Source organism: Fluviibacter sp., from assembly GCF_057744235.1.
Genome location: NZ_JBIJFP010000009.1, coordinates 43487 through 57715, shown reverse-complemented (window position 1 = coordinate 57715; position 14229 = coordinate 43487). Strand labels below are relative to the sequence as shown.

Sequence of the window (14229 nt, the reverse complement as noted above, 5' to 3'; positions counted from 1 at the left end):
CAATCAGCATCAATGAAATGCGCCAATACGGCCCATGTCACCCCAGTGGAACCAGATAAAGAATGCTTTGCCGACAATATTGGCATCCGGCACAAAGCCCCACACACGACTGTCCTTGCTGTTATCCCGGTTATCGCCCATGGCAAAATAATGGCCAGCCGGCACCTTGCAGACAAAACCATTGCTATCGTAACGGCACTGATCCCGATACGGGAAGCGCGCAACATCGGGGACAAATGCCGGGGCATCTGCGTCATTCAGCGTGTTGTAGGTCACACCATTCAAGGTTTCCTGGTAGTGCTTCGAGTAGTACATACGATCCGGATGCAGATAGTCAGTTTCCGGCTTGCGCGGCACGGGCACGCCATTAATGCTCAGTTGCTTGTTCTGATAACTCACGGTATCACCGGGCAGACCGATCACCCGCTTGATGTAATCGACATTCGGTTCCGGCGGATAACGGAACACCACCACGTCGCCCCGTTCAACAGGATTTCCCGACACAATTTCCGTACCAACGATGGGCAAACGCAAACCGTACGTAAACTTGTTGACGAGTATATAGTCACCGACCTGCAGCGTCGGAATCATCGAGCCCGACGGAATCTTGAAGGGCTCCACGACAAAGGAACGGAGTGCAAAGACCGCCAGAATGACCGGGAACAGGCTAGCACCCCACTCCACCCAGACCGGGTTTTTACTGCCGGGTGCCCGTAACTTTCGGGCGTAGAGCACATCAATCAGCCAGAGAATACCGGTAGCCAGCGTGATCAGAAAAAGAATCAGTGCAAAATTCATCAGGTCGTTCCGTTAATCTTGGGGCGTCGCAGTTATTTACCATCGACACGAAGCACGGCCAGGAAGGCTTCTTGCGGCACTTCGACGGTACCGATCTGCTTCATGCGCTTCTTACCGGCTTTCTGCTTCTCGAGCAGTTTCTTCTTACGGGAAATATCCCCGCCATAACACTTGGCCAGCACGTCTTTGCGCATGGCTTTGACTGTTTCTCGGGCAATAATCTGCGCACCCAGTGCCGCCTGAATTGCCACATCATACATCTGACGCGGAATCAGTTCACGCATCTTGCTCACCAGTTCACGGCCACGATAGACCGAAGTGGAACGGTGTACGATCAATGACAGCGCATCGACCTTGTCACCATTAATCAGCACATCCAGTTTGACCATATCCGCCGGACGATATTCCTTGAATTCATAATCGAGCGAGGCATAACCGCGTGATACTGATTTCAGCTTGTCGAAGAAATCGAACACCACTTCGGAGAGCGGCAGTTCATAGATCATCTGCACCTGACGGCCGTGATAACGCATATCGATCTGCGAACCCCGTTTCTGGTTACACAGGGTAATCACCGAGCCCACGTAGTCTTGTGGCAAAAAGATAAAAGCGGTAATGATCGGTTCGCGGATCTCTTCAATCTTGCCGATATCCGGCAACTTCGACGGGTTCTCAACGATGATCTGCTCGCCATTACGTAAACCGACTTCATACACGACGGTCGGCGCCGTGGTGATGAGATCCATGTCGAATTCGCGTTCCAGGCGCTCCTGCACAATTTCCATGTGCAACAGACCGAGGAAACCGCAACGGAAACCGAAACCCAGTGCTTGCGACACTTCCGGCTCAAACTGTAGCGCGGCATCATTGAGCTGCAACTTTTCCAGCGAGTCACGCAACTGCTCGTATTCGTTCGGCTCCACCGGGTACAGACCGGCGAACACCTGCGGTTTGATTTCCTTGAAACCATCCAGCGGCTTATCGGCCGGGCGATCCGCCAACGTGATAGTGTCACCGACACGGGCAGCCTTCAACTCCTTGAGACCGGAGATCACGAAGCCCACTTCCCCTGCCGAGAGTTGCGGTTGCTGCTTCGATTTCGGGGTAAAGATCCCGACCTGTTCACACAGGTGCATCGCGCCCGTCGACATGAGACGCATTTTATCTTTGGGCTTTAGGCAGCCATCAATCACCCGCACCAGCATCACAACGCCGACATAATTATCGAACCAGGAGTCGACGATCAGGGCTTTGAGCGGCGCATCCGGATCACCCAACGGTGCAGGAATCTTCGCAACGACCTGTTCGAGAATGTCGTCGATGCCGATACCGGTTTTGGCACTGGCCTCAACCGCTTCGGTGGCATCAATGCCGATCACGTCTTCGATTTCTGCACGGGCGTTATCAGGGTTAGCCGAAGGCAGATCGATCTTATTTAGTACCGGCACAACCTCGACACCCAGATCGAGAGCCGTGTAACAGTTGGCCACGGTTTGCGCTTCGACCCCCTGCGAGGCATCTACCACTAGCAGCGCACCTTCACAAGCAGACAGCGAACGCGAGACTTCGTAGGAGAAGTCGACGTGTCCCGGGGTATCGATCAGATTTAGGCGATAGGTCTGGCCATCCTTGGCCTTGTAATCCAGGGCGGCGGTCTGCGCCTTGATGGTAATACCGCGTTCCTTTTCGATATCCATCGAATCCAGAACCTGGGCGGCCATCTCACGGTCAGACAGGCCGCCGCAGCGATGAATCAGTCGGTCTGCCAGGGTCGATTTACCATGGTCAATGTGGGCAATGATCGAAAAGTTGCGTATGTGCTTCACGGAATTCCATTTTCCAGCCCATGGCTGGCATCAAGTGCTTTGGGAGCATCACCAGGATGCTCGATCAACCCGCTATTCTACCGGATCCCGGGGCCAGAGAGGCCACCACACGAGTGGCGGCCATGTCGGGGTTATCGCGTACCGGGTTGACTGGCCTGACCTTGCGGAACTGGCACAAAAATCTGAACGTTCGAACGACGGATCAGCAACGTCGCCGGCGTCCGGCCGTCCAGTTGACCGATGAGCTGATTGAACTGCTGAACCGAACGAATATCTTGGGTATCCCCCTTCGCGGTGACGGCGAGAATGACATCCCCCGGTCGAAGATCAATGCGGCTGCCCGGACGGATATCCACCACCAGAATGCCCGCATTCAGACGCATCTGCTGTTTCTGCTCCACGCTGAGATCAGACACGGCAATCCCTAAACGACTGTTAGTGGCTTCACCAACCCCGCGGCCGGCCGGTTTGTTAGCTGCCATCCGTTCGTCCTGGAATTCGCCTATCGTCACCGTCACGGTGCGCAACTGGCCCTTGCGCCATACTTCAACCATGGCCTTGGTACCGGGCTTGAGCAACCCCACCATGCGCGGCAGATCGCTCGATGCCGTCACAGGCTTACCATCAAAACGCATGATTACATCACCTGGTTCAATACCGGCGCGCGCAGCCGGTCCGTTGGGTTCAACGCTATTGACCAGCGCACCGCTGGCTTTCGGTAAGCCAAAGGCCTCAGCCACGTCACGGGTGACCTCCTGGATGGAAACCCCCATACGGCCGTGGCTGGCGCGGCCGCGACTTCGCAATTGCTGCTGGATGTCCATCGCCAGATCAATCGGTATGGCAAACGAAATACCCATGAACCCCCCAGACCGGCTGAAAATCTGCGAATTGATACCGACGACTTCGCCGCGCAGGTTAAACAGGGGGCCTCCCGAGTTACCGGGGTTAATGGCCACATCCGTCTGGATAAACGGGACATAATTTTCCTGAGGCAAGGCCCGTCCCTTGGCACTAACAATCCCGGCCGTCACCGAATGTTCGAAGCCGAATGGGCTACCAATTGCCACAACCCACTCACCCGGCTTGAGCGCGTTGGAGTCCCCCAAACGTACTGCCGGCAAACCATTGGCATCAATTTTAAGCAGCGCCACATCAGTCCGCTTATCGGCGCCGATGACCTTGGCGCGGAACTCACGTTTATCGAGAAGCTTAACGTTTACTTCATCAGCCCCCTCGATCACGTGGGCATTAGTCATCACATAGCCATCCGCACTGATGATAAAGCCTGAACCCAGAGAGCGGTTCTCGGGTTGCTGTTGCATGCCGCCCGGTGGTTGAGGAAAAAACCGGCGGAAAATTTCATAGGCCGGATCCGTGGGATCCATCGGAAAACCATTCGTCGCTTTGCCACGGCCATTCTGCACCGTACTGATGTTCACGACGGACGGTGACTGTTTTTCTGCCAGATCTACGAAGTCCGGAAGCCCGCGATTCTGCGCCAGCGTCACATGGGAGAATGCGCCCATCGACAGAAGAACAGCAATGAAAGAAAAACGGAGAAACTGAATCAGCGATTTTGGCATGGCAAACGTCATGATATGTAGGCAGTCAATCAGGGAAAACGGTGAACAATATGCGGCACAGGAATCGTATCTGAACGCTGGCTACGCTGCAGCTGCCACCATGCCACGATCAGGCCGATACCAGCACCGGCCATGGCGCCGATATCCGCAGTGACCTGCCAGGTCTGTGGCAGAACTGAAGGCAATAGCGTGCCACCCAAGACGCTGCCGGCAAACAGCAGCAATAAGGGAATTAGGTAGGCCCGGGTAGCGCCACGACTCAACATGGCATCGGGGACCTCGACCAGCACCCGGTCGTTGAGACTCAGACCCATTCGATCAGGCACCAGGAGGGTTTTTGGCTTGCTGCATACAGGCTGGGCAATACTGACCCCTCCGCAGCCGCCGGTTTCGTGACAACGGCCGCAACCGCTGTTGACTTCAAAAGCCAGACGCACCAGACCGGGAGCCTCGGTGCCGGGTCGGGTCACGATTTCGATGACTTGTGCTTCACGTTCTGCCATAGATGCGAATCCTACGCTATTTCAGTCGTCCTGGCCGTGCTGATCGATCTGCTGCCAGAGTTGTAAACACCGACGCTCATGCCAGACCACGGTTTCCCCGGCATGTGATGTCATCGACTGACCCCGGATTGAGGCGCGGATCAGTTGATAAGCATACAACCGTCGGACCGTCACGGCATCATTCGTCATCTCAGGATCCGATAAGTTTGCTTCACCATCGATAAAAGCCGAGAGCCAGCTCTCTGTTTCGGTGGCGAGTACATCGTCTTCCGTAGACACCGGCGGTAATGAATATCGTTTCTCAGGCATCAGGTGCTTTCGGTTCATGCGGGCTCCATGAGGTGATGCAGGGTCTTGGCGAGCGATTCACGTGCACGATGAATGCGCGAACGCACGGTACCAAGTGGTACTTTCTGTATGCGGGCGATGTCGTCATAACTCAAGCCCTCTTCCTCACGCAAAGTCAGTGCCTGGCGCCAGGCCTCTGGCAAACCGGCCATGGCTGAATGCAGGGCCTCCTGCAGTTCCTGCTGCCAGATCCGGGTTTCCGGGCTCTCCGCCTGAATCGGCCAATCCGTCAGTTGATCGGCAGCGGTCGCCGTATCCTCCTCCAGAACGACTTGGTCGGGCCGCAGCGCCTGCGCCTTACGCCAGGCACGATAGGTGTTTCGAGCGATATGCGATAACCAGGTTGAAAAACTGGATTCACCACGAAACCCTGATAGGGCAATAAAGGCTTTGAATAAGGATTCCTGCAGAATCTCTTCTGCGATCGCCCGATCGCCACTCAATCGTGTCAGCCAGCGCAGCATGCGACTTTGTAACGGCATCATCAGACACTCGAAAGCGAAACGATCCCCGGCTTGTGCCGCGGCGACCAGTTCGGCTTCGCTCTGCACTTCCTTACCACGGACATCAGCCGTGGCACGGACGAGCGGGGAATTTAAAGTCGGTTTGATGGTCTGCTTCCTGTTTGAACCTTGTAGAATGAGCATTAGTTTATGTTGCGAGCGCCCTTTCTGCCAGTTTGGCGGTGCCAGTCACCGAAAATAACGTTGAAACCGAATCCCCCAAAGACAACCCCGTCACTCCGTTTTGACGCACTGATTATCGGTAGTGGCCTCGCCGGCCAAAGCGCCGCCTTATGCCTGGCGGATGCCGGGTTGGCCGTCGGTCTGGTCAGCAAACGTCGATTGACCGATTCCGCCTCTGGTTGGGCTCAGGGCGGTATTGCGGCCGTGCTGGACAGCACGGACTCGGTTGAAAACCATATTGCCGACACCCTGACTGCGGGTGCCTATCTGAACGATCCGGTTGCTACGCGCTTCGCGGTCGAACATGCGGCCGAAGCCATTCAATGGCTGATTGACCGAGGTGTGCCATTTACCCGCGAAGAAGGTCGCTATCATCTGACCCGGGAAGGCGGCCATAGCCACCGTCGTGTCATTCATGTGGATGACGCCACAGGCGCTGCGGTGCAGGACACCCTCACCCCCCAGGTTCGCAGCCATCCACGGATCACCGTGATGGAACACCATATCGTGGTGGATCTGATTACGGCCAGAAAAACCGGGCGGCAGTCACTCGGCCAGAAAGACCGTTGCCTAGGGGCGTACATCCTAGATAGCCAGAGCGGCCAAGTAAAAACCATGGCCGCCGGGCAGACGCTGCTCGCTACCGGTGGTGCCGGCAAGGTTTATCTCTATACCACCAACCCTGACACATCAACCGGTGATGGCATTGCCATGGCATGGCGCGCGGGATGCCGTATCGCCAACATGGAATTCATTCAGTTTCATCCAACCTGCCTTTATCACTCCCGGGAAAAGTCGTTTCTGATCAGTGAAGCCGTTCGCGGTGAAGGTGGCTTGCTCAAACGTCCGGATGGCACCCGTTTTATGGACGAGTATGATCCGCGGGCTGAACTGGCTCCCCGCGATATCGTCGCGCGGGCCATTGATGCCGAAATGAAGCGCCACGGCCTAGACTGCGTGTATCTGGACATCTCGCATCAACCAGCCGACTTTATCCGCACCCATTTTCCGACGATTTACGAGCGCTGCCGTCAGCTCGGCATCGACATCACCAGAGAGCCGATTCCGGTGGTTCCGGCTGCCCACTATACCTGTGGCGGCGTGCTCATCGATCAGCATGGGCGCACGGACCTTGCAGGACTCTATGCTGCGGGGGAAGTCACCTGTAGCGGTCTGCATGGCGCTAACCGGCTCGCCTCCAACTCCTTGCTCGAATGCCTGGTGTACGCGCGGGCTGCGACAGATGACATGATCCGCAACCCGTACCCCGTCCCGGATGCGCTGCCCTCATGGGACGAAAGCCGGGTCACCGATGCTGATGAAGAAATCGTTATTTCCCACAACTGGGACGAGCTACGTCGTTTCATGTGGGATTATGTGGGGATTGTTCGAACAACCAAGCGCCTGCTGCGTGCCCAGCACCGTATTCGTCTACTGACCCGGGAAATTGACGAGTTCTACGCCAACTTCAGAATCAGTCACGATCTACTCGAATTACGTAACCTGGTGCAAACCGCCGATCTGATTGTTCGCTCGGCGCTACAACGCAAGGAAAGCCGTGGGCTGCATTACTCACGCGACTACCCGGACACCCTGAAGCGCGCAAAAAACACGGTGCTTCGCCGCCGAAGCTTGCGCTGAACGACCTTTGACGACTTCGCGCCTTTCGCCTTTACCGATTACCTACTTGCTGCTTTTGCCTGAACTGATCTGACGGCGCATCTGTTTGGCCCAGATCAGGACCAGCCGCCAATCATCAGGCATCGAGCCAGGCAGACTATCCGGTAGCAAAACCAACGTTCGTCGATTCGAGCGTGACACAACACCACCGATAGGATCGGCCAATTGATACTGCATCACAATCAGACAGCGATAGACACTCAACGCAACACAGCGTTGACTCTGTAGCACACCATCCTTCGTTTGCAAATCAAGGTTAAGGGGTCGAAAGGAAAGCAACAGAGAATGATCCGGCAGACGCCCAGCATGATACAGATGCCGCCAGGCATGGCCTAAAATTACGAGCAACAAGGCCGAGCCAAGCAGAAGCGGCCAACCATTCAGACTCGTCTGCGTCAGACCTACCATCGCCAGCAAGCCTACCAAAAGCAACGCCACCCGAAGGTGGCGTGAAACAACGGGCCGGATTTGCAGCCGGCGCATCATTGAAGTCAAAAGCGCTTGAAAACCAACGAACCATTGGTGCCGCCAAAGCCGAAGTTATTCTTCAGCGCGACATCAATCTTCATTTCACGGGCTGTGTTGGCACAGTAATCCAGATCACATTCCGGATCCTGATTGAAGATATTGATGGTCGGTGGCGAAATCTGGTTATGAATGGCCAGCACCGTAAACACCGACTCCAGACCGCCGGCGCCACCCAGCAGGTGACCCGTCATCGACTTGGTTGAGTTAACTACCAGTTTCTTCGCATCGGCACCAAACAACAGTTTGATGGCTTCGGTTTCGTTCTTGTCACCCAATGGTGTTGAGGTGCCGTGTGCATTGAGGTACTGGACATTATCGGTATTGACACCAGCATTCTTGAGTGCAGCTTGCATACTGCGCTTAGGGCCGTCGGTATCCGGTGCAGTCATGTGATAGGCATCACCGCTCATACCGAAACCGCTGAGCTCAGCATAAATCTTGGCACCGCGCGCCTTGGCGTGTTCATATTCCTCGAGCACCATCACACCAGCCCCTTCGCCCAGCACGAAACCATCACGGTCTTTGTCCCACGGACGGCTGGCCGTTGCCGGATCATCATTACGCTCTGAGAGTGCACGGGCAGCACAGAAGCCACCAAGACCCAACGGCGAAATGGTTGATTCAGCGCCACCGGCGATCATCACATCGGCATCACCATATTCGATCATACGACTTGCCAGACCAATGGCGTGCAGACCTGTTGTACAGGCCGTTACCGGGGCAATGTTCGGGCCCTTGAAACCGTACATGATCGACAGGTTACCGGAGATCATATTGATGATCGAACCTGGCACAAAAAACGGGGAAATCTTGCGCACACCGGCCGCATCGTAAGTGGCTTTGGTATCTTCGATCAGCGGTAAACCGCCGATACCTGAGCCAATACAGACGCCAATGCGTTCGGCATCTACCGGGTTTTCACCCAGACCAGCATCGCGAACGGCCTGAATGCCAGCCGCCATGCCGTAATGAATAAAGGTATCCATGCGTCGCGCGTCTTTGGCAGGCAGATAATCTGCCACATTAAAGCCTTTGACCTCGCCAGCAATGCGTGTAGGAAAGGTGCTGACGTCAAAACGGGTCACGGCTGTAATACCACTACGACCGGCAAGCAGGTTATCCCATGCTTCCGTAACGGTGTTACCTACCGGGCTGATGACGCCCAATCCTGTGACGACGACGCGACGACGCATGCCAACTCCTTCACTTTCCGGGGTTCAACAGCCCGGGCTGATAAAAATACGGCCGACACAACAGCGTCGGCCGCGTTTGACGCAACAAGCGACGACTTACTTCTGATGTGACTTGACGTAGTCGATGGCTTGCTGAACCGTGGTGATCTTCTCGGCATCTTCATCCGGAATTTCGCATTCGAATTCCTCTTCGAGTGCCATCACGAGTTCAACCGTATCCAGCGAATCTGCGCCCAGATCATCAACGAAAGAAGATTCATTCTTGACGTCAGCTTCGTTAACGCCGAGTTGTTCGGCTACGATCTTTTTGACGCGCTGTTCGATGTTATCCATTGAAGCTCCTATTACCCTTCTATTAGAGGTGGTGGAAAAACAGACTCTATTCTACCAAAACACAGCCAACCGCAAAGTTTTCGTGCGCAATAGAACAAAAAATAATTAAGGCAGGTACATCCCACCGTTAACGTGGATGGTACTACCAGTCACATAAGATGCCGCTGGCGATACCAGGAAAGCGACTGCCGCCGCAATATCTTCAGGCGTGCCCAAGCGTCCCAGTGGGATGTTGCCCAGCAGCATCGCCTTCTGATTATCATCCAGCGCCTTGGTCATATCCGTGTCGATAAAGCCCGGTGCCACACAGTTCACCGTAATGCCGCGGCTACCCAGCTCACGGGCCAGGGAACGCGTCATACCGCTCACACCAGCCTTGGCCGCACAGTAATTGGCCTGACCGGGGTTGCCGGCATGGCCGACCACCGAGGTAATGTTCACGATACGGCCGGTACGGGCCTTCATCATGCCGCGCATCACTGAACGGCACATACGGAATACCGACTTCAGGTTGGTATCCAGGACATCATCCCAGTCTTCGTCTTTCATGCGCATGGCCAGGGTATCGCGGGTAATGCCGGCGTTATTCACCAGCACGGTAATAGCCGATCCGGTTTTGGCTTCGATATCGGCAAGCAACGTATCCACACCGGCGGCATCACGCACATCCAGCGCAGCGCCCCACCCTGCACCACCCGCTGCTTTGATGGCCTCGGTAATACTGGCAGCCCCCGATTCGCTGGTGGCCGTACCAACCACCGTCATGCCCTGACGGGTCAATTCCATGGCAATCGCACGGCCGATGCCACGCGAAGCACCAGTAACAAGCGCAACAGTTGCGGTCATATGTAATTCCTTAGCTCAAAGACAGATTGGCATTCACCGACTCTGAATCGGCCAGCGCCACACCGGTAATGCCATCAGCACAGCGTTTGGTCAGACCGGCCAGAACCTTGCCCGGACCGCACTCGGCGGTGGTGGCCACGCCCATCGAGGCCATCTTCTGGATGATCTCGACCCAGCGTACCGGTTTGGCAGCCTGGCGTACGAGCGCATCTTTGATCTTGGCCGGATCAGTTTCGATAGCCACATCCACGTTATTAATCACCGGAATCACCGGTGTTGCCACGGCAATGTCGGCCAGGGCAACGGCCAGACGATCAGCCGCCGGCTTCAGCAGGGATGAATGGAATGGTGCCGATACCGGCAATAGCACGGCACGTTTGGCACCACGCGCTTTACAAGCTTCGCAGGCACGTTCAACGGCACCCTTGTGACCTGCAATAACGGTTTGACCCGGTGCGTTGAAGTTCACCGGCTCGACAACTTCACCCTGCGCCGCTTCGGCACAGGCCGCAGCGATACCATCATCATCCAGACCCAGAATGGCGGCCATGGCACCCGTACCGGCCGGCACGGCCTCCTGCATGGCCGCCGCACGCAAGCGCACCAGGGGCACCGCATCCGATAGCTTCAGCGCACCGGCAGCGACCAGCGCTGAATACTCACCCAGGCTATGACCGGCAAGCACGGCCGGTGATTTACCGCCCAGACTTTCCCAGAGACGCCACACTGCCACACCGGCTGTCAGCATGATCGGTTGGGTGTTCACAGTCAGCGCCAGCTTTTCGGCCGGGCCTTCGGCCACCATCGTCCACAGGTCTTCACCCAATGCGGTAGAGGCCTCATCAAAAGTGGCGCGCACCACCGGCGAATCGCCGTAAGCGGCCATCATGCCAACCGATTGAGAACCCTGCCCAGGAAATATGAAAGCGAACGACATGGATAATCTCCGAGTAAATCTCTAATTAATACTTGAGCAGCACGCTACCCCAGGTAAAACCACCGCCAACCCCCTGAAGCATTAAAGTTTGACCACGCGTCACACGACCATCTTTGACCGCTTCATCCAGTGCCAGCGGCACCGATGCCGCCGAGGTATTACCGTGGTGAGCAACGGTAACGATGACACGCTCGGTCGGTAGCGATAAACGCTTACCAATCGCATCGATAATGCGCACATTGGCCTGGTGCGGAATGAGCCAATCGATCTGCTCTGCCGAGACGCCGGCCGACTCGCAGCATTCAATCGCGCTATCGGATAAGGCACGCACTGCGAATTTGAACACGGCCTGACCATCCATGCGCAGGAATGGGTCACCGATCACTTTGCCGCTATGGACCTGGCCGGGCACGTTCAGAATGTCTGACTGCGAACCATCGGCATGTAGCGAGGTGGCCATAATGCCTGGCGCATCACTAGCTTTCAGCACAACAGCGCCAGCACCATCACCGAACAGCACACAGGTCCCACGATCCTGCCAATCCATGATGCGTGAAAAAACTTCAGCCCCGACGATCAGGGCCGTTTTGTGGCTCCCCGAACGGATGAATTTCTCGGCGATGGTCAGCGCATAAACAAAACCCGAACACACCGCCTGCACGTCAAACGAAGTTGCGCCGACATTACCGAGTTTGCCTTGCAGCAGACAGGCCGTGCTCGGAAAAATCATATCCGGCGTAGACGTGGCAACGATGATCAGATCCAGATCCTTCGCATCGATACCGGCATCGGCCAGGGCGCGACGCGAGGCCTCTTCGGCCAGCATGCTAGAAGTGACGCCTTCAGCAGCATGGTGACGCGATGCAATGCCGGTGCGTGACACGATCCATTCATCACTGGAATCCAGACCCTTGGCCTGAATCAGGGCCTCATTGCTGATCGGTGCGCCCGGCAGATAACTGCCGATACCGGCGAGCTGGGCGTAAATGCTTTGTGCCATCAGGCATCTCCCGTTGCCAGATCACCCTTAACGGGCTCCTTGAGCAACGCTGCAGTTTGTAAACCGGTGTAACTGGAAACACGGTGGGCGATCTTGTCGATCACACCGTTTTCAGCTTCGTAATAAGCGCGCTTGATAGCCTGACTGTAAGCAAACACATCTGCAGAACCATGGCTCTTGATCACAGTCCCTTTCAAGCCGAGCAGACTGGCACCGTTATAGCGACGATGATCCAGGCGCTTCTTGAAACGACTGAGCACAGGCAGCGCCAGCAAGGCAATCAGGCGGGTCAGAAGGTTACGCTCGAATTCTTCGCGAAGAAAGCGCCCCATCATCTGGGCCAGACCTTCAGAAACCTTCAGCGCCACATTGCCGACAAAGCCGTCACAAACCACCACGTCGGCTTCGCCCTTGTAAACGCCATCGCCTTCGACATTGCCCACAAAATTAAGGTCAGTAGCGCGCAGCAATTCGGCAGCCTGTTTGACCACTTCATTACCTTTGATGTCTTCTTCGCCGATGTTCAGCAGACCAACACGCGGCGCGGCGATATGCTCAACCGCACTGGTCAGAATAGAACCCATGATGCCGAACTGCAACAGATGCTCTGCCGTACAGTCGACATTAGCCCCCAGATCCAACAGACGGGTCTGGCCGGTCATGGTGGGAATCACTGTGCAGATGGCCGGGCGATCAATACCGGGCAGCATCTTAAGCACAAAGCGCGAAATAGCCATCAGGGCGCCAGTATTGCCGGCAGAAACGCAGGCAGCCACCTCTCCGGATTTCACCAGATTGATGGCAACGCGCATGGACGAATCCTTTTTATTGCGGAGTGCCAACGCCGGCGGATCATCCATCGTTACCACTTCACTGGCATGGACGACCGTCAGACGATCACGAATCGCTTTATCCGGCGCTGCACGGCGCAACCGCTCCTCTAGGCGATCTGCATGACCGACCAGAGAAAGTTCAGCATCCGGAAACTCCGCGGCAAAAGCCAGCGCAGCAGCGACCGTGACCTTAGGTCCGTGGTCGCCACCCATACAGTCAATCGCGATTTTGACGGTCATATCCGTGCAAAGCTCACGTTCAACTCGTGGTCAGGCAAAAAACCCTGACCTGTCCCGATTAGGCGTCAGTCGTCTTAACGACCTTCTTGCCGCGGTAAACACCCGACGGCGAGATGTGGTGACGGCGGTGAACTTCACCCGTCGTTGGCTCAATAGCCAGCGCCGGGTTTGTGAGCGCGTCATGGGCGCGGTGCATGCCACGCTTCGATGGGGATTTTTTGTTTTGTTGAACAGCCATGTTGTTACTCCTGATTAAATCGTTACTGCAGGTTATTGCCGGTTTTAAGCTGGGCCAGCGCGGCAAACGGATGATCATCCACCTGTTGTGAGGCTGCCTTAGGCAGCGCACAAACCTCGTGAAGCGGCACGATGGGTAGGGCGAGAATCAGTTCATCCTCAACCAGCGCCAGCGTCTCTACCCGAGGGGGTACAGGCATGGGCAGAAACTCCCAGTCCGGATCCGCAGACTCGTCATCAAGCGCATCCAGACGGGCCAGTTCGCCCTCATCCGCTACCCACTCTACCGTATGCTTGTGATCGATGATCACTGACACCGGCTGCAGGCAGCGCTGACAGGATTGTTCCAGTGTGGCCACCAGTCCGATCGTCGTTGCCGGTCGCCGATCAGCACTCATTGAGGCCTTCAGGGTAACGCGCACCACGCCATTCAGACTGGTCAGCATCTCTGCCAACCGCGAGAAAGCGGACACCGGCACATCACAGACGAGCGCGAAGTTCTCGCGCGCTATGACATTCGGGTCAAAACTTTCCGGCAAATCGGCAGACAACATCCAGACCTGTCCCGTTGAAAAACGGCGAATGATACCATCGGCAGACCAAATTGTTGACTGTTTTCTTGCAATATTCATCGCCAAGCCTTTGAAAGCGCACC

Annotated in this window: 16 protein-coding genes; 1 reads left to right on the top strand and 15 read right to left on the bottom strand. The window is 55.9% G+C overall.

Translation table 11 applies throughout. The features are described from left to right. Nucleotides 1–9 precede the first annotated feature (9 nt). The 6 genes from lepB to AC3GOJ_RS06435 form a co-directional block, all read right to left on the bottom strand. Nucleotides 10–798: a signal peptidase I gene (lepB, locus tag AC3GOJ_RS06460; protein ID WP_488236649.1), complete on the bottom strand. Its 789-nt coding sequence runs from the start codon at nt 796–798 to the stop codon at nt 10–12. Nucleotides 799–830: 32 nt separating this feature from the next. After that, nucleotides 831–2624 carry a translation elongation factor 4 gene (lepA, locus tag AC3GOJ_RS06455; protein WP_488236648.1) on the bottom strand — a complete coding sequence of 598 codons (1794 nt, stop codon included), beginning with the start codon at nt 2622–2624 and terminating at the stop codon, nt 831–833. Between the two features lie 131 nt (nt 2625–2755). Beyond that, on the bottom strand, nt 2756–4210 hold the full coding sequence (locus tag AC3GOJ_RS06450) for a DegQ family serine endoprotease (RefSeq protein WP_488236647.1): 1455 nt from the start codon (nt 4208–4210) through the stop codon (nt 2756–2758). 29 nt (nt 4211–4239) lie between these two features. After that, the gene (locus AC3GOJ_RS06445) at nt 4240–4713 is read right to left on the bottom strand and encodes a SoxR reducing system RseC family protein (RefSeq protein WP_488236646.1); all 474 of its coding nucleotides are present in this window, start codon (nt 4711–4713) and stop codon (nt 4240–4242) included. A 21-nt stretch (nt 4714–4734) separates the two neighbouring features. Continuing rightward, nucleotides 4735–5040, bottom strand: coding sequence for a hypothetical protein (locus AC3GOJ_RS06440; RefSeq protein WP_488236645.1), 306 nt, complete (start codon nt 5038–5040; stop codon nt 4735–4737). After that, nucleotides 5037–5708 (bottom strand): sigma-70 family RNA polymerase sigma factor, encoded by a 672-nt coding sequence (locus AC3GOJ_RS06435; protein WP_488236644.1) that lies wholly within the window; start codon nt 5706–5708, stop codon nt 5037–5039. The genes AC3GOJ_RS06440 and AC3GOJ_RS06435 overlap by 4 nt, the downstream gene beginning before the upstream one ends. Before the next feature lie 60 nt (nt 5709–5768). Between AC3GOJ_RS06435 and nadB the strand changes: the two genes are divergently transcribed. Further along, a complete protein-coding gene (gene nadB, locus AC3GOJ_RS06430; RefSeq protein ID WP_488236643.1) occupies nt 5769–7388 on the top strand; it encodes an L-aspartate oxidase in 1620 nt (539 codons plus the stop codon). 42 nt (nt 7389–7430) lie between these two features. On the opposite strand, the gene AC3GOJ_RS06425 is transcribed toward nadB, so the two are convergent. The 9 genes from AC3GOJ_RS06425 to AC3GOJ_RS06385 form a co-directional block, all read right to left on the bottom strand. After that, nucleotides 7431–7658 carry a hypothetical protein gene (locus AC3GOJ_RS06425; protein WP_488236642.1) on the bottom strand — a complete coding sequence of 76 codons (228 nt, stop codon included), beginning with the start codon at nt 7656–7658 and terminating at the stop codon, nt 7431–7433. A gap of 260 nt (nt 7659–7918) precedes the next feature. Next, nucleotides 7919–9148: a beta-ketoacyl-ACP synthase II gene (gene fabF, locus AC3GOJ_RS06420; protein ID WP_488236641.1), complete on the bottom strand. Its 1230-nt coding sequence runs from the start codon at nt 9146–9148 to the stop codon at nt 7919–7921. 96 nt (nt 9149–9244) lie between these two features. Further along, a complete protein-coding gene (acpP, locus tag AC3GOJ_RS06415; RefSeq protein ID WP_448359518.1) occupies nt 9245–9481 on the bottom strand; it encodes an acyl carrier protein in 237 nt (78 codons plus the stop codon). Between the two features lie 105 nt (nt 9482–9586). Continuing rightward, nucleotides 9587–10327, bottom strand: coding sequence for a 3-oxoacyl-ACP reductase FabG (fabG, locus tag AC3GOJ_RS06410; RefSeq protein WP_488236640.1), 741 nt, complete (start codon nt 10325–10327; stop codon nt 9587–9589). A gap of 10 nt (nt 10328–10337) precedes the next feature. Next, nucleotides 10338–11264 carry an ACP S-malonyltransferase gene (gene fabD / locus AC3GOJ_RS06405; RefSeq protein ID WP_488236639.1) on the bottom strand — a complete coding sequence of 309 codons (927 nt, stop codon included), beginning with the start codon at nt 11262–11264 and terminating at the stop codon, nt 10338–10340. A gap of 25 nt (nt 11265–11289) precedes the next feature. After that, nucleotides 11290–12264 carry a beta-ketoacyl-ACP synthase III gene (locus AC3GOJ_RS06400; RefSeq protein WP_488236638.1) on the bottom strand — a complete coding sequence of 325 codons (975 nt, stop codon included), beginning with the start codon at nt 12262–12264 and terminating at the stop codon, nt 11290–11292. Next, nucleotides 12264–13337, bottom strand: a complete 1074-nt coding sequence (plsX, locus tag AC3GOJ_RS06395) for a phosphate acyltransferase PlsX (RefSeq protein WP_488236637.1) — start codon at nt 13335–13337, stop codon at nt 12264–12266. Before plsX ends, AC3GOJ_RS06400 begins: the two co-directional genes overlap by 1 nt. Nucleotides 13338–13395: 58 nt before the next feature. Then, entirely contained in the window at nt 13396–13575 is a 180-nt protein-coding gene (gene rpmF / locus AC3GOJ_RS06390) for a 50S ribosomal protein L32 (RefSeq protein ID WP_488236636.1), read from the bottom strand. 22 nt (nt 13576–13597) lie between these two features. Then, nucleotides 13598–14206 carry a YceD family protein gene (locus AC3GOJ_RS06385; protein WP_488236635.1) on the bottom strand — a complete coding sequence of 203 codons (609 nt, stop codon included), beginning with the start codon at nt 14204–14206 and terminating at the stop codon, nt 13598–13600. Nucleotides 14207–14229 lie beyond the last annotated feature (23 nt).